Annotated in this window: 22 protein-coding genes and 4 pseudogenes; 10 read left to right on the top strand and 16 right to left on the bottom strand. The window is 71.1% G+C overall.

The window, feature by feature from the left end; genetic code table 11:
* Positions 1 to 131 precede the first annotated feature (131 nt).
* On the top strand, positions 132 to 749 hold the full coding sequence (gene cysC / locus AAF143_RS08365) for an adenylyl-sulfate kinase (RefSeq protein ID WP_255008130.1): 618 nt from the start codon (positions 132 to 134) through the stop codon (positions 747 to 749).
* Here cysC and AAF143_RS08360 read toward each other — a convergent pair.
* Both AAF143_RS08360 and purE read right to left on the bottom strand, forming a co-directional pair.
* The gene (locus tag AAF143_RS08360; protein ID WP_255008129.1) at positions 730 to 1824 is read right to left on the bottom strand and encodes an AI-2E family transporter; all 1095 of its coding nucleotides are present in this window, start codon (positions 1822 to 1824) and stop codon (positions 730 to 732) included. The genes cysC and AAF143_RS08360 overlap by 20 nt on opposite strands.
* 3 nt (positions 1825 to 1827) lie before the next feature.
* A complete protein-coding gene (gene purE, locus AAF143_RS08355) occupies positions 1828 to 2325 on the bottom strand; it encodes a 5-(carboxyamino)imidazole ribonucleotide mutase (protein WP_255008216.1) in 498 nt (165 codons plus the stop codon).
* Positions 2326 to 2447: 122 nt separating this feature from the next.
* Between purE and AAF143_RS08350 the strand changes: the two genes are divergently transcribed.
* The 4 genes from AAF143_RS08350 to AAF143_RS08335 are packed head-to-tail and all read left to right on the top strand — an operon-like array spanning position 2448 to position 5144.
* The gene (locus tag AAF143_RS08350) at positions 2448 to 3584 is read left to right on the top strand and encodes an N-acetylglucosamine-6-phosphate deacetylase (RefSeq protein WP_255008128.1); all 1137 of its coding nucleotides are present in this window, start codon (positions 2448 to 2450) and stop codon (positions 3582 to 3584) included.
* A 42-nt stretch (positions 3585 to 3626) separates the two neighbouring features.
* On the top strand, positions 3627 to 4346 hold the full coding sequence (gene bchM / locus AAF143_RS08345; protein ID WP_255008126.1) for a magnesium protoporphyrin IX methyltransferase: 720 nt from the start codon (positions 3627 to 3629) through the stop codon (positions 4344 to 4346).
* A 56-nt stretch (positions 4347 to 4402) separates the two neighbouring features.
* The gene (locus AAF143_RS08340; protein WP_255008124.1) at positions 4403 to 4672 is read left to right on the top strand and encodes a hypothetical protein; all 270 of its coding nucleotides are present in this window, start codon (positions 4403 to 4405) and stop codon (positions 4670 to 4672) included.
* Between the two features lie 43 nt (positions 4673 to 4715).
* The gene (locus AAF143_RS08335; protein WP_255008122.1) at positions 4716 to 5144 is read left to right on the top strand and encodes a type II toxin-antitoxin system VapC family toxin; all 429 of its coding nucleotides are present in this window, start codon (positions 4716 to 4718) and stop codon (positions 5142 to 5144) included.
* Between the two features lie 100 nt (positions 5145 to 5244).
* Here the strand turns inward: AAF143_RS08335 and AAF143_RS08330 are convergent, their stop codons facing one another.
* The 4 genes from AAF143_RS08330 to AAF143_RS08315 are packed head-to-tail and all read right to left on the bottom strand — an operon-like array spanning position 5245 to position 7623.
* Positions 5245 to 6000, bottom strand: a complete 756-nt coding sequence (locus tag AAF143_RS08330) for an RluA family pseudouridine synthase (protein WP_414026781.1) — start codon at positions 5998 to 6000, stop codon at positions 5245 to 5247.
* A complete protein-coding gene (locus AAF143_RS08325) occupies positions 5952 to 6251 on the bottom strand; it encodes a hypothetical protein (RefSeq protein WP_414026780.1) in 300 nt (99 codons plus the stop codon). Before AAF143_RS08325 ends, AAF143_RS08330 begins: the two co-directional genes overlap by 49 nt.
* A 7-nt stretch (positions 6252 to 6258) precedes the next feature.
* Positions 6259 to 7017: a response regulator transcription factor gene (locus AAF143_RS08320; RefSeq protein WP_255008118.1), complete on the bottom strand. Its 759-nt coding sequence runs from the start codon at positions 7015 to 7017 to the stop codon at positions 6259 to 6261.
* Positions 7018 to 7041: 24 nt separating this feature from the next.
* Complete coding sequence (locus tag AAF143_RS08315; protein ID WP_255008116.1) at positions 7042 to 7623, bottom strand: hypothetical protein; 582 nt, start codon at positions 7621 to 7623, stop codon at positions 7042 to 7044.
* A 63-nt stretch (positions 7624 to 7686) separates the two neighbouring features.
* Between AAF143_RS08315 and AAF143_RS08310 the strand changes: the two genes are divergently transcribed.
* Positions 7687 to 8838, top strand: a complete 1152-nt coding sequence (locus tag AAF143_RS08310) for a cysteine desulfurase family protein (RefSeq protein ID WP_255008214.1) — start codon at positions 7687 to 7689, stop codon at positions 8836 to 8838.
* Here AAF143_RS08310 and AAF143_RS08305 read toward each other — a convergent pair.
* Together AAF143_RS08305 and rsmH are read right to left on the bottom strand one after the other, a co-directional pair.
* The gene (locus AAF143_RS08305; RefSeq protein ID WP_255008115.1) at positions 8828 to 9370 is read right to left on the bottom strand and encodes a DUF456 family protein; all 543 of its coding nucleotides are present in this window, start codon (positions 9368 to 9370) and stop codon (positions 8828 to 8830) included. The genes AAF143_RS08310 and AAF143_RS08305 overlap by 11 nt on opposite strands.
* Positions 9367 to 10318, bottom strand: a pseudogene (gene rsmH / locus AAF143_RS08300) (16S rRNA (cytosine(1402)-N(4))-methyltransferase RsmH). The gene AAF143_RS08305 and the pseudogene rsmH overlap by 4 nt, the downstream one beginning before the upstream one ends.
* 73 nt (positions 10319 to 10391) lie before the next feature.
* On the opposite strand from rsmH, the pseudogene AAF143_RS08295 reads away from it, so the two are divergent.
* The 3 genes and pseudogenes from AAF143_RS08295 (at position 10392) to AAF143_RS08285 (ending at position 12847) form a co-directional block, all read left to right on the top strand.
* Positions 10392 to 11575, top strand: a pseudogene (locus tag AAF143_RS08295) (NAD(P)H-quinone oxidoreductase subunit H).
* 3 nt (positions 11576 to 11578) lie between these two features.
* A complete protein-coding gene (locus AAF143_RS08290; protein ID WP_255008109.1) occupies positions 11579 to 12109 on the top strand; it encodes an acyl-CoA thioesterase in 531 nt (176 codons plus the stop codon).
* Between the two features lie 162 nt (positions 12110 to 12271).
* Positions 12272 to 12847 (top strand): alpha/beta hydrolase, encoded by a 576-nt coding sequence (locus tag AAF143_RS08285; protein ID WP_255008101.1) that lies wholly within the window; start codon positions 12272 to 12274, stop codon positions 12845 to 12847.
* Between the two features lie 25 nt (positions 12848 to 12872).
* Here AAF143_RS08285 and AAF143_RS08280 read toward each other — a convergent pair whose 3' ends face one another.
* From AAF143_RS08280 to menA, 6 genes and pseudogenes are all read right to left on the bottom strand, one after another.
* Positions 12873 to 13094: a hypothetical protein gene (locus tag AAF143_RS08280; RefSeq protein WP_255008099.1), complete on the bottom strand. Its 222-nt coding sequence runs from the start codon at positions 13092 to 13094 to the stop codon at positions 12873 to 12875.
* The gene (locus tag AAF143_RS08275) at positions 13085 to 13363 is read right to left on the bottom strand and encodes a TM2 domain-containing protein (protein WP_255008097.1); all 279 of its coding nucleotides are present in this window, start codon (positions 13361 to 13363) and stop codon (positions 13085 to 13087) included. The genes AAF143_RS08280 and AAF143_RS08275 overlap by 10 nt, the downstream gene beginning before the upstream one ends.
* A gap of 77 nt (positions 13364 to 13440) precedes the next feature.
* Positions 13441 to 14664: an AMP-binding protein gene (locus AAF143_RS08270; protein WP_414026779.1), complete on the bottom strand. Its 1224-nt coding sequence runs from the start codon at positions 14662 to 14664 to the stop codon at positions 13441 to 13443.
* Positions 14661 to 15539 carry an enolase C-terminal domain-like protein gene (locus AAF143_RS08265; protein WP_414026778.1) on the bottom strand — a complete coding sequence of 293 codons (879 nt, stop codon included), beginning with the start codon at positions 15537 to 15539 and terminating at the stop codon, positions 14661 to 14663. Before AAF143_RS08265 ends, AAF143_RS08270 begins: the two co-directional genes overlap by 4 nt.
* Positions 15505 to 15657, bottom strand: coding sequence for a hypothetical protein (locus AAF143_RS08260; RefSeq protein ID WP_414026777.1), 153 nt, complete (start codon positions 15655 to 15657; stop codon positions 15505 to 15507). The genes AAF143_RS08265 and AAF143_RS08260 overlap by 35 nt, the downstream gene beginning before the upstream one ends.
* Positions 15654 to 16636: pseudogene (menA, locus tag AAF143_RS08255) on the bottom strand (2-carboxy-1,4-naphthoquinone phytyltransferase). Before menA ends, AAF143_RS08260 begins: the two are co-directional and overlap by 4 nt.
* 418 nt (positions 16637 to 17054) lie before the next feature.
* Here menA and AAF143_RS08250 point away from each other — a divergent pair.
* Positions 17055 to 18155: an isochorismate synthase gene (locus tag AAF143_RS08250; RefSeq protein ID WP_414026776.1), complete on the top strand. Its 1101-nt coding sequence runs from the start codon at positions 17055 to 17057 to the stop codon at positions 18153 to 18155.
* Here AAF143_RS08250 and gshB read toward each other — a convergent pair.
* Positions 18127 to 19103 (bottom strand): annotated as a pseudogene (gshB, locus tag AAF143_RS08245) (glutathione synthase). The gene AAF143_RS08250 and the pseudogene gshB sit on opposite strands and share 29 nt — an antisense overlap.
* 2 nt (positions 19104 to 19105) lie before the next feature.
* Positions 19106 to 19369, bottom strand: coding sequence for a glutaredoxin 3 (gene grxC / locus AAF143_RS08240; RefSeq protein ID WP_414026775.1), 264 nt, complete (start codon positions 19367 to 19369; stop codon positions 19106 to 19108).
* Between the last annotated feature and the right edge of the window lie 72 nt (positions 19370 to 19441).

Here is a 19441-nt window from a genome sequence, read left to right as displayed (position 1 = left end):
CCAGCTGGCCGCGGCCTTGGCACTGCTGGAGCAGGAGGGCTTCCGGCCCAAGCAGGCGGGGGTAGTCCTGGCCCACCACTGGGCCCAACGCCAGGGACAATGGCTCGATCGCTTCTGCCCCCGGCTGCGCCATGACGAGCACCAAAGCCACCAACATCGTCTGGCACCACTCCTCGGTGGACCGCGCCGCCCGGGCCCACCAACGCGGGCACCGCAGCGCCATCCTCTGGTTCACCGGGCTTTCGGGCGCGGGCAAGAGCACCCTGGCGAATGCGGTGAATTCGGCCCTGTTCGAGCAGGGGCTGAGCTGCTACGTGCTCGATGGCGACAACGTGCGCCACGGGCTCTGCAGCGACCTGGGCTTCTCCGACGCCGCCCGCGAGGAAAACATCCGCCGCATCGGCGAGGTCGCCAAGCTGTTTCTCGACGCCGGCGTGGTGGTGCTCACCGCCTTCGTCTCGCCGTTCCGGGCCGACCGCGAGCGGGCCCGTGCCCTGGTGGATGCCGGCGACTTCATCGAGATCCACTGCGCCGCCGATCTTGAGGTCTGCGAAGGCCGCGACACCAAGGGGCTCTACGCCAAGGCCCGCGCCGGAGCGATCAAGGAGTTCACCGGGATCTCCAGCCCCTACGAGCTGCCGGAGGCCCCCGAGCTGCGCATCGACACCGGCGGCCAGAGCCTGGAGGCCTGCGTGCAGGAGGTGGTGAATTACCTGGCGGCCGCTGGGATCATTCCAGCGGCACCTTGATCGAATCGGGCTCCGGCAGCCCCAGGCCCTGGGCCCAGGCGTCGAGGAAGGTCTTCAGGCAACTGGCCACGGGCACCGCCAGCAGCAGCCCCAGCAACTCCCCAAGCCCCAGCAGGCTGCCCACCCGGGCGCCGATCGGCAGGCTGACCAACAGCCAGGCGGGTTGAAGCCCCACGATCTGGCCCATCAGGCGGGGCTGGATCACCTGGTCCACCACCTGGCCCACGGAAATGGCGGCGGCCAGCACCTCCAGGCCCGTGCGGGGATCTTCAAGGGCCAGCAGGAGACTGACCAAGGTGATTGTGAGCGCGCTGGCGTAAGGCACCAGGGTGGTGAAGCCGATCGCCACGGCGAACAGCACCCCGTAGGGGATCCCCAGCAGGGTGAAGACGATGATCTGGGCGCCGCTGAGGATCAGGGCGAGCACCACCTGGCCGGCGAAGTAGCCACGGAACGTGCGCATCACGGTGCCGAGCACCAGCTCCCGCCAGCTGTCCGGCAGCCAGCGGGCCAGGCCGCGACTGATGGAATCCGCCCCCACCAGCAGGAACACCGCCAGCACCAAGACGATCAAGGTGTTGATCGTGAGATTGAGGGTGGCCCCAAGCAGGGCCAGCAACTGCTGGCTGAATCGGCTGGCCAGCTGGGTGGAGCGGGTCAGAAGCTCGCTGCTGAGATCACCGAAATCCGCCGGCAAGCCCCGGGCCGTCAAGCTCGCCTGCAGCTCATTGAGCAGATTTTCCGTCTGGGCCAGCCAACCGGGCAGGGCCGTGACCAGATCCCCCAGCTGCTGCACCAGCCGCGGCACCAGCCAGAGGGCCGCCAGCACCCCCAAGCCAAAGGTTAGGCCCACCACCAACAGCAGGGCCAGGGGCCGGGGCAGGCCGCGGCCCGTGAGCCAGCGGCTGGGCAGATCGAGCAAAAAGGCGATCAACGCCGCCCCCAGGAACAGGGCGGGGAAGGGAGCCAGGGGCACCAGCAGCTGGCGCAGCACGAAGAGGTTGAGCACCAGCAGGGGCAGGGCCAGGGCCAGCCGCAGCCAACGGGGCACCACCAGAGAAACAATGGGGCCCATGGCTCAGGGGGCCATCTGGCGCAGGTACTCGGCGCTGCCGAGGGCCTGGAGCCGCCCATCCTTCGCAACCACCTGGTCATGCAACTCCTGCCGGTAGGCCTCGACGGCCGCCAGCAACGCGGGATCGGCCGTGGCCAGGATCTGGACGGCCAGCAGGCCGGCGTTGGTGCCATTGCCGATGGCCACGGTGGCCACCGGGATGCCTGCGGGCATCTGCACGATCGAATGCAGTGAATCCACCCCGGACAGAGCTTTGCTCTGCACGGGCACCCCGATCACCGGCAAGGGGGTGAGGGCGGCCACCATCCCCGGCAGGTGGGCGGCGCCCCCGGCGCCGGCGATCACCACCTTGAGGCCCCGGCCGGCGGCGGCGCGGGCAAACGCGACCATTTCCTCGGGGGTGCGGTGGGCCGAGAGCACGCGTAGCTCATGGGCGATGCCGAAACGCTCCAGGATCCGCACCGCCGGCTCCAGGGTGGGCAGATCGGAATCGCTGCCCATCACGACGGCCACCAACGGGGTGGGGAATGGGGTGGGGGCGGCGACCACGGGGGCGAGGAACGGAGAATGGCATTCTCCGCTCCGGCGCGGCCCACCGCCACCTGCCCATCTCCCATCTCCCCATGCGCTGGCTCAGCAACGTCCGTCTCCCCGGCGATGAGCGCCTCTGGCGTGTGGGCCTGGGTGAGGAGGGCCAGATCACTGCCCTGCGGCCCCTGGCCCCGGGCAGCCGCGCCGCCGGCGACGACTGGCGGGGCGACTGGCTCAGCCCGGGCGGGGTGGACCTGCAGATCAACGGCGGGCTGGGGCTGGCCTTCCCGGAACTTCAGGAGAGCGACCTGCCCCGGCTGCTGGAGCTGCTGGAGCGGCTCTGGAGCGACGGCGTGGAGGCGATCTGCCCCACCCTGGTGACCTGCGACGTGGGCCCCCTGCGCCAGGCCCTGGCGGTGCTGGAGCAGGCCCGCTCCCTGCACGGCCGCGGGCGCTGCCAGCTGCTGGGGGGCCACCTGGAGGGCCCGTTTCTGGCCCCCGGGCGCCGGGGCGCCCACCCCAGCCAGCACCTGGTGGCGCCCAGCCTGGCGGCCCTGCGGGAGCGCATCGGCGGTTTTGAAGCCACGATCGACCTGGTCACCCTGGCGCCAGAGCTGGCGGGAGCCGCTGAGCTGATCGAGGCCCTGCGCGCCGACGGGATCGTGGTCAGCCTGGGGCACAGCGAAGCGGATGAAACCCAGGCGGGTGACGCCTTCGCGGCGGGGGTGGCGATGGTGACCCACAGCTTCAATGCCATGGCCGGCCTGGGCCACCGCGCCCCGGGGCCCCTGGCGGCGGCGGTGCTGCGGGGCGATGTGGCCCTGGGGCTGATCGCCGACGGGGTGCACGTGGCCCCCTCGATGGCCCTGCTGCTGCAGCGTCTGGCGCCCGAGCAGCTGGTGATCGTCAGCGATGCCCTGGGCCCCTACGGACTGGAGGAGGGCCGCCACCGCTGGGATGAACGCGTGCTGCTGGTGGAAGACGGCAGCTGCCGGCTGGAGGACGGCACCCTGGCGGGGGTGACCCTGCCGCTTCTGGAGGGGGTGAAGCGCCTGGCGGGCTGGGGCGGGGACGCCGCCGGGGCGATCCGGGCGGCCACCGTGACCCCAAGGCGAGTGCTGGGGGACGAACGGCCGCTGGAGGAACTGCTGCTGGGGATGCCGATCGAGGAGTGCCTGCGCTGGCACACGGGCGCTGCAGGCACCTTGAGCTGGCGGCGCGCTGCCTAGGATCCGCGCCCATTCCCCCAGGCCGCCCACGGCCCCGTCCCCATGCCCGCCGATCAGCTGCTGGATCCCTGCCCGAAGGCGGCCGAAAAAGCGGAGGTGCATGCCTACTTCAACAGCACCGGCTTCGAGCGCTGGAACCGCATCTACAGCGATTCGAGCGAGGTCAACAAGGTGCAGCGCAACATCCGCCTCGGCCACCAGAAGACGGTGGATCAGGTGCTGGGGTGGCTGCAGGAGGAAGGGGATCTGGCTCAGCGCAGCTTCTGCGACGCCGGCTGCGGGGTGGGCAGCCTCAGCCTGCCCCTGGCGGCGCTCGGGGCCGGCCGCATCGCCGCCAGTGATCTGTCGGAGGCGATGGTGGCCGAGGCCCAACGCCGGGCCGATGGGCTGGGCCTCGATCCCCAGCGGCTGAGCTTCAGCAGCTCCGATCTCGAGAGCCTGAGCGGCCTCTACGACACGGTGATCTGCCTCGATGTGTTCATCCACTACCCCCAGGAAGCCGCCGAGCAGATGGTGGAGCACCTGGCGGGGCTGGCGGAGCGGCGGCTGATCGTGAGCTTCGCCCCCTACACACCGCTGCTGGCTGCGCTCAAGCGCATCGGCGAGCTGTTCCCCGGCCCCAGCAAGACCACCCGCGCCTACACCCTCAAGGAAACGGGCATCGTGGCGGCGGCCGAACGCAGCGGCTTTGTGCCCATGCGCCGCAGCCTCAATCAGGCGCCGTTTTACTTCTCGCGGCTGGTGGAGTTCCAGCGGGGCTAGCGACAACCGGAATCGTCCCCTGTTGATGCCATGATGATGTTGCAGGAGGCATCAAGATGCGCACCACCCTCACCGTTGACGACCAGTTGCTCACGGCGCTCAAGCAACGGGCCCTGGAGCAGGGGAAGCCGTTTCGGACCGTGGTGGAAGCAACCCTGCGGGCGGGGCTGAGCGCTCCGGCCACCCCGGCCGGCCCTTCGGGCGGCCCCTACCAACTGACCCCCGTGGCCATGGGTGCACCCCGCCAGCCGCTGGAGCGGGCCCTGGCCCTGGCTGATCGACTGGAGGAGGACGCCATCGCCGCCAAGCTGGCCCAACGGCGTTGAAGGCGGCTCAGCCCAAAGCCATGGACCGGGCCAGCGCTGCGCCGTGATCATCCCCGACGCCAACGTGCTGCTCTACGCCGTGAACCAGGACGCGCCCCAACATGGACCGGCGCGGCACTGGTTGGAAGCGACCCTCTCCGGAGACGAAGCGGTGGGCTGGACCTGGCTGGTGCTGCTCGCCTTCCTGCGCATCAGCACCAGCCAGCGGGTGTTCGATCGGCCGCTGGAGGTGGACGAAGCCCTGGCGCTGATCGACGGCTGGCTGGAGCGGCCGGTGAGCCGCCTGGTGCAACCGGGCCCGCACCACTGGCCCTTGCTGCGCCAGCTTCTGAGCGCCAGCGGCACCGCCGCCAACCTCAGCTCCGATGCCCATCTGGCCGCCATCGCCCTGGAGCAGGGGGCCCGGCTGGCGAGCTGCGACCGGGATTTTCAGCGCTTTTCAGGGCTGCGGGCGGAGGCTCCGCTGCGCTGAGCTGATCAGGAGTTCGATCAGCGCGGGCCTCAACAGCGATTCATCCTCAAGTGGCCAAGACCTGTCGACGGAAGGGACCTTGTCGACCGCGTGGCTCCGATCAAGCGCCCGAACCCAAGAGCCCAAGCCCCTCCGGCAGCGGTGCCTCCAGCTCCAGCAGCTCCCCGTCCGGGCGCAGCAGCACCAGCCGATGGGCATGGAGCCGGTAGCCCCCTTCCCCCGGAAGCACCTCGGCGCGGGCCAGGCCGCCCGGCAGATACAGCGGATCCCCCAGCAGGGGCGCGCCGAGGGCGGCGGCATGGATGCGGATCTGGTGAGGCCTGCCGCTGGCGATCGCCACCTCCACCAGGTCGGCACCCGGGCGGCGCTCCAGCAACTTCAGCGTGCTGCGGGCCGCCAGGGCGCCGGGTTCCCCGTCGGCTGCGGCACACCACACCTGATTCAGCAGTGGATGGGGCCGGCGGCCGATGGGGGTGGAGAGCGTGATCGATTCACCCAGCTTCAAGGGCAGGGGAAGGGGCTCGGTCAACGCCCGGTAGAGCTTGCGGCAGCAGGGCGCTTCGCCAACCTGCCGCGCTGCGCCCGCCGTGCTCTCCCGCAGCTGGTCGCTCAACCAGGCCCGGGTGGTCGGGCGGCGGGCGCAGACCAGCAGCCCCGAGGTGAAGCGCCCCAGCCGGTGCACGGGCCGGGGCATATCGGCGGCGTCACCGCCAGCCTCTTCGGAGTGGCGGCGCTCCAGCAGCCGCAGCAGGGTGTGCTCCAGGAAGCCCCCGGCGGGCAGCACCGGCAGGCCGCTGGGCTTGTCGATCACCAGCAGATCGCCGTCATCAAACAGGAGCTGCCACGACCCCGGCACGGCGGCCTCCTCCCAGGGGGCCGATGCCATTGCAACTGGTCTCCGGCCAAGAGGGCAGCATCGGCCCGGAGCCTGCTGCCGTTCCTGTGGAGCTCCCCGGCCGCCAGGCGCTGCGTCCACACCGCCCGATCGGAATGGCGGTAACGGGCCGCATAGAAGCTCAGCACCGTCGCTCCCGCCGGCTCCGCCCCGATGCGATCGCGGTAGGTCCAGCCGCGATTGAACGCCGCCGGCAGCCAGCCCTCGGCCACGGGCCTCCTAATCCACCAGGCCGTTTTCGAGGGCGTAGCGCACCAGCTCGGTGCGGCTGGCGGTGCCGGTCTTGATGAACAGGCGGCTGACGTACTTCTCGACGTTGCGGATCGAGGTTTCGAGCCGGCGGGCGATCTCCTTGTTCATCATCCCCTCGGCCACCAGCTGCAGCACGCTGGCCTCCCGGGGCGTGAACTCGTGGTGCACCGGGGCGCCGGCGGCCTTCTTGCTGCCGCCCATCTGCAGCAGGGAGCGGATCTCGGTGATCTGCTTGGCCATCTGGCCGATGTCGGCGTCGGCGTAGCGGGCGGCCTCCGCCAGCAGCCGCTCCTGGCGGCGCACCACATTGCGCACCCGCGCCACCAGCTCATCGGGATCGAAGGGCTTGGGGATGTAGTCGTCGACGCCCGCCTGAAAGCCCTCGATGCGATCGGCGGTCATGCCCTTGGCGGTGAGGAAGATCACCGGTGTGCCCCCGAGGCGCTCATCGGCGCGCAGCTTCTTGAGCAGCCCGTAGCCATCGAGGCGCGGCATCATCACGTCGCTGAGCACCAGATCCGGCAGCTGCTCCTGGGCCAGTGCCCAGCCTTCCTCGCCGTCGACCGCGGTGGTGACCTCGAAGCCCTCGTCCTGCAGGTAGGCCTGCACCGCCGTGCGCAGGCCGGGTTCGTCGTCCACCAGCAGCAATCGGGCGGGGGCGGGGGCCGCCACGGGCACCTGAGCGGGCTCCTGCTCAGGCTCGAGCGGGGGTTGGGGGTGCTGCATGCCCGGGGGATGGGAGATTGAAATCTATCGAGCGGATGGACTGGGCAACAGGGTCTCCTTCTCCTGGAGGTTGCCGTTGTAGCCGAGCCTGAGGGCCAGGGGCCGCAGGGTGGCGGGGTCAGCGCCCGCCTGCTCCGGGAAGCAGGAGATCCACCAGATGCGGTGGTCCTGGAGGTTGAAAGGGGTGATCAGCCCGCCGGGATTGAGCTCCCGCATCACCAGATTGTTGCCGTCGTGGCTGATCCGCATCGGGCCCGAGGGGGCGCAGCGGATCGTCTCGCTGCGGACGCTGACTCTGTTGGGCAGCTCGTACCAGACCTTGATGCGCCGCAGGCTGGGGTCTTTCTCATCGACGGTGACGCCGTAGACCCCCACCACCCGGCGCCCCTCGAGGGTGGGCTTGTCCTGGATGATCACCATCCCCTTGGGCCGTGATTCCTCAGGGCTGCCAATCACGTTCTGAGCGCCGGCCGGCACCAGGCCTCCGAGCGGGATCAGCGCGAGGGCCAGCAGCGCCAGTGGCCGCTGGCCCAGCCGCCGGGCAAGCCGCAGGGCGAGCGTCCTCCTGGAGAACGAAGGCTGCTTGGCCTGGCTGCTCGTGCCCATCGCTCCCACCAACCATCACTTCGATCTTGTCAGCATGGAGGGGTCGTTCGCCGCAAGGCTCCCCTGGCCGCCCCCATCCCTTACCTCGACCACCAGGCCACCACGCCCTGCGATCCCGAGGTGGTGGCCGCGATGGCGCCCTACTGGAGCGAGCAGTTCGCCAACCCCGCCAGCCGCCTGCACCGCCCGGGGCTGACGGCCAGCGCCGCCGTGGAGCAGGCGCGCCGCTCGCTGGCCGCTGGCCTGGGCGTGGAGCCTGAAGAGCTGGTGTTCACCAGTGGCGCCACCGAGGCCAACAACCTGGCCCTCAAAGGGATCGCCGAAGCCCGATCGAGGCAGGGCCGCCACCTGGTGACCGTGGCCACGGAGCACCGGGCCGTGCTCGACACGCTGCGGCATCTGGAATCCCAGGGCTTCGAGCTCACGGTGCTGCCGGTGAACCCCGACGGCCTGCTGGACCTGAACCAGCTGGGGGCGGCCCTGCGCCCCGACACCGTGCTGGTGAGCGTGATGGCCGCCAACAACGAGATCGGCGTGCTCCAGCCCCTGGCGGCGATCGGGGCCCTCTGCCAGTCCAGGGGCATCAGCTTCCACTGCGACGCGGCCCAGGCCATCGGCCACCTGAGCCTCAAGCCCAGGGAGCTGGGCATCGACCTTTTGAGCCTCAGCGGCCACAAGCTCTACGGCCCCAAGGGCATCGGCGCCCTGGTGCTGGTCGGCGGGGTGCGGCCGGCGCCCCAGCAGCACGGCGGCGGCCAGGAGCGGGGCCTGCGGGCCGGCACCCTGGCAGTGCCCTTGATCGTGGGGCTGGCCAAAGCGGCGGAGTTAGCAGAGAGCGACCGGGAGGCGCGCAGCGAGCGCCTGGGGGCCCTGCGAGATCAGCTCTGGGGCGCCCTGGAAGCCCTCGGCGACGTGCGCCTCAACGGCCACCCGAGCCAGCGTCTGGCCCACAACCTCAACGTGACCATCGGCGGGGTGGAGGGGAGCCAGCTGCACGGTGCCCTGCGGCGGCAGCTGGCGGTGAGCGGCGGTTCGGCCTGCAGCACCGGCAGCCCCTCCCACGTGCTGGCCGCCCTGGGGCGCAGCCGTGCCGAGGCGGCCGCCTCGATCCGCTTCGGGCTGGGGCGTGGCACCACCGACGCCGAGATCGATCAGGCCATCGAGGCGGTGGCCGCCACGGTGCGGGAGCTGCGGGGCGAGCTGATCAGACCATGATCCGGCTGATCAGCACGAAACCCACCACCCCCAGCACCGCCAGGATCACCTGGGCGAGGCGGCTCACCAGCATCCCCGCCACCACCGCCAGGCCCACCAGCAGCGAGCGCTTCAAACGCTCCAGGCCGAAGGGCCCCAGCTCGCCCGAGGCACTGAGCAGTTCCCCCAGGGCGGCCCCCAGCAGCGGCCCCACCAGGGCCCCCACCAACGGGCCTCCGATGGGCATGGCCGGCAGCAGCCCCAGCAGCCCCACCACCAGCCCCAGGCCGGCGCCGATGTAAGCCCAGCGGGTGGCCTGCAGCCGCGCCGCCCCCAGCAGCATCCCCAGGGCGTCAGCGCCCCAACCCAATAGCAGGATCAAGCTGGCCAGCGCCAGGGCCGGCCAACCCACGGCCCAGCCCACCGACCAGGTCCACAGGCCCGCCCCCAGGGGCAGCAGGGCCAGGCCCGGCAGCACCGGAAAGAGGGTGCCCGGGATCGCCACCAGCTGGATCAACAGCGCCAGCCACCAGATCACGTCCTGCTGGTTCATGGGCTCGCCTCGAGGGGGCGCCGGGCCACCCGCAGCTTGGCGGAGCGGCTGCGGGGGTTGAGCTCCTGCTCCGCCTCACTCGCCACCAGGGGCTTGCGCGTGATCCGCTCCAAGCGTTCATCACTGAGAAAGGCGGTCTTGACGCGGCGATCTTCCAGCGAATGGAAGCTGATCACCGCCAGCAGGCCGCCGGGCACCAACCAGTCGGGGGCGCGCCTCAGCAGGGTGTCGAGGGCCCCCAGCTCGTCGTTGACGGCGATGCGCAGGGCCTGGAAGGTGCGCGTGGCGGGGTGGATCCGGCCGCGGCGGGCCTTGGGGGGATAGCAACCCGCCACCAGGTAGGCCAGCGCCGCCGTGCCCCGATCGGCCTCAGTGGCAGCCGTGCCGCCCCAGGGCCCCTGCTCCACGATCCGGCGGGCGATGCGCCGTGAGAGCCGCTCCTCCCCGTAGGCGTAGATCAGGTCAGCCAGCTCGCCTTCCGAGAGGCGATCGATCAGCGCGGCGGCGGTCTCGCCGGCCCCCGGATTCATGCGCATGTCCAGGGGACCATCGACGCGAAAGCTGAAGCCCCGCGCCCCCATCCAGCTGGGGGCTGCTGACTCCCAGGTCCGCCACCACCCCCAGCAGCGGCGCCGGCGGTGTGAAGGCGGCGAAGTTGCCGGCCACCAGGTTCACGCGATTCCCGAACGGGGCCAGGCGTTCGGCGGCGGCCGCCAGGGCGGCGGGATCCTGGTCGAGGCCGATCAGCCGCAGGCCCGGATGGGCCTCCAGCAGCAGGGCGCTGTGGCCGCCGCCGCCCACGGTGCAGTCGAGCAGCAGGCCGCCGGCGCCCAGGCCGGCGAAGGCCGCCAGCAGCGGCTCCGCCAGCACGGGGATGTGCTCGAAGGCCGCGGCGCCGGGGGGCTCAGAAGCAGCAGGAGCGGCAGCCGTGGGGGGACGTTCAGCCAAACGACAACGAAATGGACCTAAGGAGCGCTGGTCCCTTCCTAAGATCCGACCACTCGATTCCGCCTAAGGCGCCATGACGCAGCTCGAAACGCGCACGGAGCCGATGGTGATCAACTTCGGCCCCCATCACCCCTCCATGCACGGGGTGCTGCGGCTGGTGGTGACCCTCGATGGCGAAGACGTGGTGGACTGCGAGCCGGTGATCGGTTACCTGCACCGCGGCATGGAGAAGATCGCCGAGAACCGCACGAACGTGATGTTCGTGCCCTATGTGAGCCGCTGGGACTACGCGGCGGGGATGTTCAACGAGGCGATCACCGTCAACGCGCCCGAAAAGCTGGCCGACATCCCGGTGCCCAAACGGGCCAGCCACATTCGGGTGCTGATGCTGGAGCTCAACCGCATCGCCAACCACCTGCTCTGGCTCGGCCCCTTCCTGGCGGACGTGGGCGCCCAGACGCCGTTCTTCTACATCTTCCGCGAGCGGGAGATGATCTACGACCTCTGGGAGGCGGCCACGGGCCAGCGGCTGATCAACAACAACTACTTCCGCATCGGCGGGGTGGCGGTGGATCTGCCCTACGGCTGGCTCGACAAGCTGCTCGATTTCTGCGACTGGTTCGGCCCCAAGATCGACGAATACGAAAAGCTGATCACCAACAATCCGATCTTCAAGCGCCGCATCGAGGGCCTCGGGGTCATCAGCCGCGAGATGGCGATCAACTGGAGCCTCTCGGGGCCGATGCTGCGCGCCTCAGGCGTGCCCTGGGACCTGCGCAAGGTGGATCACTACGAGTGCTACGACGACTTCGACTGGGACGTGGCCACTGCCCCCGAGGGCGACTGCTACGCCCGCTACCGGGTGCGGATCCAGGAGATGCGCGAATCGCTCAAGATCCTGCGCCAGGCCGCCGCAGCCATTCCCGGCGGCCCCACCGAGAGCCTGGAGGCGCGGCGAATCACCGAAGGCAAGGGGGCGAAGCCTTCAGCTTCGATATGCAGTACATCGCCAAGAAAGTGGCCCCCACCTTCAAGATCCCCGGCGGTGAGCTCTACGCCCGGCTCGAGTCAGGCAAGGGCGAACTGGGCGTGTTCATCATGGGCAACGATGATGTGACTCCGTGGCGCTGGAAGATCCGCGCCGCTGATTTCAACAATCTCCAGATCCTGCCCCACATCCTCACCGGGGCCAAGGTGGCGGACATCATGGCGATCCTCGGTTCGATCGACGTGATCATGGGCTCGGTGGATCGCTAAAGGTTGTTCGACAACTTTTTCAAGGATCCCCCCATCCCCGGCCACTGGCTGCACCAGAGCCGCACGGTTCGTTTCGGTGACACCGATGCCGCCGGGGTGATGCACTTTCACCAGCTGCTGCGCTGGTGCCACGAGGCCTATGAGCAGAGCCTGGAGGCCTTCGGACTGAGCTCCGCCGAAATCTTCCCGGGGCCGACCTGGCGCAAGGAGTTGCCTGGCGGGCGGGCCAACCCGGCCGTGGTGCTGCCGATCGTGCACGCCCGTGCCGATTTCCACAGGCCCCTGCTCGCCGGCGATGCCCTGACGATCACCCTGGCCCCGGTGGTCCTGGAGGGAGGCCTCTTCGAGGTGCGCTATCGCTTCGAGGCCGGCGGTTTCGAGGCGGCCAGCGCCCTCACCCGCCACCGGGCGATCGAGGCGGCGACCCGTCAACGCTGCGCGTTTCCGGAGCCGATCGCCCGCTGGCTGAAGGAGTCGAGCGCCGCACAACCTGCTGCTGAGGGCGCTGAGGCGCCTCGGCCGGCCGATTCCTAGGGCCCCACAGCCCGCTCGAGACCCCCACCCTCCGGGGCGGATGCGCAGGCTCAGGGGGCGGCCGCAGGATCGCCCATGGGCGGAGTTTGACTGGATTGAGCGGAAATGGTCCGTTAGGGACGAAACAGCGCTAGGCATGGATGCCCCCAGGTTCCATCGTCCATGCGCCGCACCGCCGCGCTCAGCCTCGCCCTGCTGGGCGCCTCCCTGAGCCTGTTGCCCCTGCCCGCCCCCGCTGCCGAGCAGGTGGTGTTCGTGAGCGGCGCCTTCCGGCGCTCAATCCCCGTGGCCGATCTGGAGCACCTGGCCCAAACAGGCGAGGCCCGGGGCCTGCTCGCGGACATGATCCGGCTGGGCCGGCAGAAACCCCAGACCGTGGCCGATCTGCTCAACCGCAGTGTGAGCCTGCCTCTGGTGACCACGAGCCGGCTGCTGGGCACACGCATCGGTGGTGTGGCCCTGGCCCGGGTGGCCCGCATCCTCTATCCCCTGCAGGCCCCCAAGTCCGGGGTGCCGGCCCTGCGGGCCGCGACGGTGCTGGGGATCAACGCCGGTGACGGGAAACTCTCCCCGATCGGCTTCCTGCAGGCCTACCCCACCACCGATCTGGCCGTTAACCTGCCCGCCCTGAAGGCGGCCATCAGCCGCGTCAGCGCCCTCAGCGATGTGGTACGCGTGTTCCTCGAGAGCGACCTGGGCAGCAATCTGGGCAACGATTCCTCCAGCCCCAAGCCCTGAAGCTCAGCCCCCCAGGGGCGCTCGCTCAGCGGCGCAGCACCCAGAGCAGCGTCGCCAGCTGCAGGGGTAGCAGGCTGGCCAGCAGGGCCAGGGGATGAAGGCCATCGGAGATCGTGACCCCGGCCAGGCTGAAGCTCACCAGGGCCGCCACAGCCAGGATCAGCCGCAAGGCAGGGCGCTCGGCCCGGCGATCGGAGGGACGGGCCGACGGGCCCGCCACGCTGGTGGTGGCGCGGCTCAGAACCACTCTTTCTTGCCGTCGATGTAGAGGGCCTTGAACTCCTCGGGTGTTTTGGTGAGGTAGATGATCCCCTCGATCAGGCCGATGACACCGAAGACAAAGCTGGCGAAACCGCAGGTGACCACACCTCCGACCACCGAACCCACCGCCATGATCACGCCGGGGGTGGTGTAACCCAGCACGAATTTGTGAACGCCGAAGGCCCCCAGAAAGATGCCCAGCAGTCCGGCGGCGAGCTTCTTGTTGCTGACCTCGGTGAGATCGCTATCGGTCATCGGGGTACGGCAGACCCCCGCTTCTAGCCGAACCATTCGGCCCTGTCATGCGGCCGTCACTGAGTGACGTCGGCGGATCAGGACGTCGGCGTGGCCTCCTGGAGCCACCGCAGCCAGCGCCCCCGCTCCCATTTCCCGATGGCATTCGGGGCCAGCTGCGGGCAGGGGAACCACTGGCGGGGCCGCTGGGCGGGGGACAGGGCCGCCGCGGCCGTCTCCAACGCCGCCACCAGCGCGGATCCATCGGCGCCGCCCTGGGCCCGCACCAACGCCACCAGCCGCTGACCCCAGAGCGGGTCGCGCTGCCCCAGCACCAGGACCGCCTGCAGAGGAAGGCCCGCCTCGGCGGCCAGGTCCCGCAGCCGCCGCTCCACCTCCTCGGGGAACACCGTCTCACCGCCACTGCTGAGCGCCCCATCCAACCGGCCCAGCAGCTCCAGCCCCGCTGCGCTCAGTCGGGCCCCGTCGCCGCTGCTCCACCAGCCCCCCGGCGCCTCCAAGGGCTGAAAGCTCCCGGCCTCAAAGGCCCCGGGGCTGAGGCTGGTGGCCTTCACCTGCAGGGCACCGCTCGCCGGCTCGAGGCGCAGCTGGGCATGGGCCAGGGGATGACCGCAGCCCCATTCGCCTGCCAGGAAACGCTCGGGCGAAAGGGCGGTGACCATCGCCCCGGTCTCCGTGCTGCCGTAGCAAGGGGCCAGGCGCACCCCTGCCCGCCGCGCCGCGGCCGCCAGTTCCGGCGCCAGGGCCGCCCCGCCGATCCAGATCAGAGCGAACCCCTGCAGCCAGTTGATCCCGGCGGGATCGGCCAGCAGCCGCTGCAGCTGGGTGGGCACCAGCGACAGCAGCGCTGGCCCAGCGTCGGAGGAAGGTGCCCATTCAACGAGCGCTGCTGGCTCGCGCATCCAGGCGGGCTCCAGCCAGCGCAACGTCGCTCCCCAGCGGCGGGCGCGCACCAGGGGCATCAGGCCGCTGATGTGGTGCAGGGGCAGGGGGTTGAACAGGGTGGTCGCTGCCGGATCGATCCCCTGGAGCTGCAGCCACAGGCCCGACGCCACCGCCGCCCGCTCCAGCCCAGCCAGGGGCTGCACACACCAGCGCCTTCGGCCGCTGCTGCCGCCGCTGGCGATCACCACGCCCGGCCCCCAGGGGGAGGGGGTCTCCAGGCGCTCGGGCAGGGCCGCCGCCAGCTCGCCCTGGTCCTGCGGCGAGGCCAGACCCACCAGGGCCCCTTCGGCCCAGAGCGATTCCAGTGCTGCGGCCGTGGCCGCTGCATCGGCGCCGGTGCCCAGGCGGCTGATCACATCGCCGCCTCCCACACCCGCTCCGGATCGCTCTCGAACAACGGCCCGCCTGGGCACCAGCCTGGAGCCAGCCCAGGGGCCGTGGGCGTGGGGCCCAGGGCCTGCAGGGCCGCCAGGTGGGCCACCAAGCGCTGGCCGAGGCCGGTTTCCAAGGCCGTGCTGATCATCCGACGGGATGCCCCCTGGCGCAGCTCCAGCCAGAGGGGGCGCGGATCGCCTTCAAAAGCGGGGCGGCGCACCTGCCAACCGTTCCAGGTCGTGCGGAGCTCGGGGAAAGTCCGCAGGGATTCATCAAGGGCCACCGGCACCGCGGCCGCCAGTTCCAGCAGGCCGTCCTGGTCGCTGGGGGCCAGGGGCTGCTCCAGCCATTCCAGCCGCGCTTCCCCCGCCAGCCGCTGGGCCCAGGCGAAGGCCGTCGGGCGGTCCCAACCGCCGTTGGCATCAAGCCGCAGCCGGGCCGTGGCGGGCAGGCGCTGCAGCAGACGCTCCAGCCACTGCCGCTCCCGGCCGTCGGCCCCTGCGGCCACCTTCCATTTGACGGTGAGGGGCGAAGGCGATTTCAGCGCAAGGACCTGCTCCAGTGAGTCCAGCATCGCCGCACCGGCCGGCAGCAGCACGGCCGAGGCGGGCGCGGCCAGCCAGCCGCCTGCGCCGCCATCAACGGCGGGCCAGCCATCGAGTTCCGCCAGGGCTGAGCCCAAGGCGAAGGCCAGGGCCAACGGCAGTCCTGGCAGGGCGAGCTCCAGGTCGGAGCGCTCGATCGTCTCCCCCAGCCCCCGGATCGCCGCCGCCAGGTCGGGTCCAGCCGGGCTCCCCCAGCAGGCACCGCCCCCTCGGCGTTCAGCGGCGCCGCCTCCCCCAACCCAATGCGACACCGGCGCCCTCCATCCGCAGCAGCCAGCCCCGCTTGCGCTCCAGCGCCCCATGGGCCGTAACCATCGCCCGGGGCAGCTCGAAGACGAACGGGCGCCAGGCCAGGACCAGGCGGCTCACCGCAGGGCGGCCAGGGCGGGCCCGATCGCCAGGCCCAGGGCCAGCCCCAGGCCGTTGAGGGCCTGGAAGCGCAGGGCCAGGAACTTGCTGGCATGGATCTTCTCCGGCACCCGGTGGTGCTCCCGCAGCAGGCCGATCAAGGCCGTGCCCGCCGGCAGACCCGCGCCCCCAGCAGGGCCGTGAGCGGCCACTGGCCCACCAGCACCGGCGCCCACTGAAAGGCCAGGGTGCCGGCCACGAACCAGGGCACCAGCGCCGCGGCGCGGCCGGTGCCCAGACGCACCACCGGCGAGCGCTTGCCGTGGGCCGCGTCCTCCTGCACCTGGTGGAAATGGGAGCAGAACAACACCAGGGTGGTGGCCAGGGCCGGGCCGCTGCCGAGCTCGATTGCCGCCCCCCAGGGCACCCCCACCAGGGCCCCTGCCGGCGCCAGGGCCAGCAGGGCGGCAGCCGTGGCCAGGGGCCCGAAGGCGAGCCAGCAGAGGGGCTCCCCCAGCCCCCGGTAGCCCAGGCGCAGGGGTGGCCCCTGGTAGGCGTAGCCGATGCCGCAGCAGGCCAGCACCAGCACCAGCACGGCGGGGTTGCTGCGCAGGGCCACCAGGGCGATCAAGGCCAGGCCCGCCACCAGGGCGCCGTTGGCGATCCAGGCCACCCGGTCGCGGCGGCCGGTGAGGTTCACCACCGAATGCGGTTTGCCGTGGCGGTCCACGCCGGTGTCGGCATCGAACACATCGTTGGCCAGGTTTTCCCAGGCCAGCAGCAGCACCGCCCCCAGCAGGAATCCCAGCAGTTGATCCAGCCGCAACGCCTGACCCTGACCGAGCCACCAACCGGCCGCCAGCAGCACCGGCATCACCGCCACCGAGTACATCGGCCACTTGATCGCCGCCTTCCAGAGGCGCCGGCGATCGGGCGCCGGCGAGCCCCCAGCCGGCTCCCCGGAGGCGTAACGGCTTGCGACGACCTGGGGCTCGGACATGGCGGCCGGCGGCGGACGGCGCGGGAAGGCCCATACATTTGAGCAGCTTCCACGGCCCTTCCCCCATCCCGTAACCGGTGCAGGCCAGCCCCTCCTTCCTTGAACTGCTGGCGGCGGCGGCCCACGGGCGCGGCAGCTGGAAGACGAGGGCGTTCTCAGCCTGGCGCTGCCCCTGGCCGAGCCCAGGGACAACCACCGTCACGATCCGCTGGCCCTGCTGCCCCACCTGGGCGACGGGCAGGGGTTCCGCTTCCTCTGGGATGGGGCCCCGGGGCTGTGCCTGGCCGCCAGCGGTAAAACCAACCACCTGGAACTGAGTGGGCCCCGGCGCTTCGAGCTCGCCCAGCGTTTCAGCGCCCTCAGCCTCAGCCGCCTGGCGGCCCTGCCCCAGGGCTGCCCTCCCCTGGCCAGGCCGCGGGTGCTGCTGGCCTTCTCCTTCTTTGACAGCCCCCTGCAGGAGGGAACGGGCGTGCCGGGGGTGCAGGCGGTGCTGCCCCGCTGGCAACTGAGCCGCCAGGGGCGGCACTGCTGGCTGCGGCTCCAGCGCAGCCTCGGCGGCGAGGTCACCGCCCGCTCCGTGGCCGAGGAGCTCTGGGAGGAGGCCCAGCGGCTCTCCACCCTGCCGAGCGATCCCGAGGCCCACGGCGAAGCGGCCCTCGGCCCCGGTGTGATCCACCGCTCCAGCTGGCAAGCGGGCTACCGGGGCGCCGTGAAACAGGCCCTCGGGCTCGTGGAGGACGGTGAGCTGCGCAAGCTGGTGCTGGCGGTGCGCCAGGACCTGGAGCTGGACCAACCCCTCGATCCCCTGCGGCTGCTGTCTCACCTGCGCCGGCGTCAGCCCGGCAGTTGCCGCTTCCTGTGGCAGCTGCGGCCTGGCGAGGCCCTGATCGGCGCCTCCCCCGAGCGGCTGCTGGCGGTGCGCCAGGGCCAGCTGCGCAGCGATGCGTTGGCGGGCACGGCACCGATCGGAGCCCCCTCAGGTCAGCTCATCGGCTCGATCAAGGACCTCCATGAGCACGAGCTGGTGGTGGAGGCGATCACCCAGGTGCTGACGGAGAACGGCTTGCGGCCCCGGCGGCCCCGCCACCCACGCCTGGCCCGCCACGGCCAGCTGCTGCATCTGCACACCCCGATCACCGCCGATCTCGACGGCCAGCAGCCCCTGGCCCTCGCCGCCGCCCTGCACCCCACCCCGGCGGTGGCGGGCCTGCCCCGGCGGGAGGCCATGGCCTGGCTGCGCAGCCTGGAACCGTTCGAGCGCGGGCACTACGCCGCCCCGATCGGCTGGATTGACAGCGAAGGGGACGCCGAACTGCGGGTGGCGATCCGGAGCGGCACCCTGCGGGGCCGGCGCCTGGAACTCACCGCCGGCGCCGGCCTGGTGCGGGGCTCGGAGACGGAACGGGAACTGCAGGAGGTGGCCCTGAAGCTGGGAGTGCTGCAGCAGCAGCTCTGCCTGCCTGACAGCCATCTGCCCAAGACCTTGCCCCTCAGCCCGCCAGCAGCCGCTCCATGGTGAGATCGGCCAGGGGCACACCCCCGAGCCGCTCCACCTCCCGCACCCCCGTGGGGCTGGTGACGTTGATCTCACTGAGGCGATCGCCGATCACGTCGATGCCCACGAAGAAAAGGCCCTCGCTGCGCAGGGCCGGCGCCAGCTCGGCGCAGATCTGACGTTCCCGCTCGCTCAGTTCCGTGGCCTCGGCGGCGCCCCCCACCGCCAGGTTGCTGCGGAACTCCCCGTCAGCGGGCCGGCGGTTGATCGCGCCGAGGGGTTCGCCGTCCACCAGCAGGATGCGCTTGTCGCCCGCGGTGACGGCGGCCAGAAAGGCCTGGGCCATCACGGGCATCGCCTGTTGCTGGGTCACCAGCTCCAGCAGCGCCCGCAGCCCGGGGGCGTCCGCCGCCGTGCGCACCACCCCCTGGCCGGCGCGGCCCCCGAGGGGCTTGAGCACCACCTCCCCTGCTCGGCGGCGAAGGCCGCCAGCTGCTCCACCTGGGCGCTCACCAGGGTGGGCGCCATCAAATGGCTGTAGCGCAAGGCACCAAGTTTCTCGTTCCAGCTGCGCAGAGCCGCGGGATGGTTGAGCACACGGACCCCCTTGAACGCCGCCAGCTCCAGCAGGTGGGTGGCATAGAGGTAGGCCTCATCCACGGGCGGATCCTTGCGCATCCACACCCTGGGGAAGTGGGTGAGCGGCAACCAGACGGGCTCCCCGAGGCTGTACCAGGGTTCGGGCAGCTCCCAGCCGCCGCTGGTGGGCCGGATGTCCGCCAGGGTGATCAGCTGGGCGCGCACCAGGGGTTCATGCCCCGGCTCCAGCCCCTTGACGGAAAGTTCCGCCGGGGTGGCCACCCAGACCTGCTGAGCGGCCCGCTGGGCCGCCTGCATCAGGGCGACGCTGGAGTCTTTGGTGGGGCGCAGACGCTGGATCGGATCCAGTACGAACAGTTGGGGCTCCGCCACGGTCAGGCGAGCAGGGCGTCGAGCTGGCCGGAGCGCTCGAGGGCGAACAGGTCGTCGCAGCCGCCCACGTGGGTGCCGTCGATGAAGGTCTGGGGCACGCTGCGACGGCCGCCGGCGCGCTGGGCCATGGCCTCGCGGGCGGCGTGATCGCCATCGATCGCGAACTCGGTGTAGGCCACCCCCTTGCGATCCAGCAGCGCCTTGGCGCGGACGCAGAACGGGCAGGCCCGCCAGGTGTAGATCTCAACCTTGTTCGCCGTGCCCACCGCCATTGCGTTGCCGTGCCGATTGGTATGGATCCTAAGAACCACCCCTGCGCCGCACTGGTACGGTCGACC

The sequence above is a fragment of the Cyanobium sp. ATX-6F1 genome (genome assembly GCF_047395825.1).
Taxonomy (GTDB): Bacteria; Cyanobacteriota; Cyanobacteriia; order PCC-6307; family Cyanobiaceae; genus ATX-6F1.
This window is presented reverse-complemented; position numbering and strand designations above follow the sequence as displayed.

Coding starts and splice junctions, on each gene's coding strand:
- AAF143_RS08350 (WP_255008128.1), top strand. CDS start 2,448: ATGCGCTGGCTCAGCAACGTCCGTCTCCCCGGCGATGAGCGCCTCTGG.
- AAF143_RS08340 (WP_255008124.1), top strand. CDS start 4,403: ATGCGCACCACCCTCACCGTTGACGACCAGTTGCTCACGGCGCTCAAG.
- AAF143_RS08315 (WP_255008116.1), bottom strand. CDS start 7,623: ATGGGCACGAGCAGCCAGGCCAAGCAGCCTTCGTTCTCCAGGAGGACG.
- purE (WP_255008216.1), bottom strand. CDS start 2,325: ATGGGCAGCGATTCCGATCTGCCCACCCTGGAGCCGGCGGTGCGGATC.
- AAF143_RS08320 (WP_255008118.1), bottom strand. CDS start 7,017: ATGCAGCACCCCCAACCCCCGCTCGAGCCTGAGCAGGAGCCCGCTCAG.
- AAF143_RS08285 (WP_255008101.1), top strand. CDS start 12,272: ATGCGCCGCACCGCCGCGCTCAGCCTCGCCCTGCTGGGCGCCTCCCTG.
- AAF143_RS08360 (WP_255008129.1), bottom strand. CDS start 1,824: ATGGGCCCCATTGTTTCTCTGGTGGTGCCCCGTTGGCTGCGGCTGGCC.
- cysC (WP_255008130.1), top strand. CDS start 132: ATGACGAGCACCAAAGCCACCAACATCGTCTGGCACCACTCCTCGGTG.
- bchM (WP_255008126.1), top strand. CDS start 3,627: ATGCCCGCCGATCAGCTGCTGGATCCCTGCCCGAAGGCGGCCGAAAAA.
- AAF143_RS08275 (WP_255008097.1), bottom strand. CDS start 13,363: ATGACCGATAGCGATCTCACCGAGGTCAGCAACAAGAAGCTCGCCGCC.
- AAF143_RS08305 (WP_255008115.1), bottom strand. CDS start 9,370: ATGAACCAGCAGGACGTGATCTGGTGGCTGGCGCTGTTGATCCAGCTG.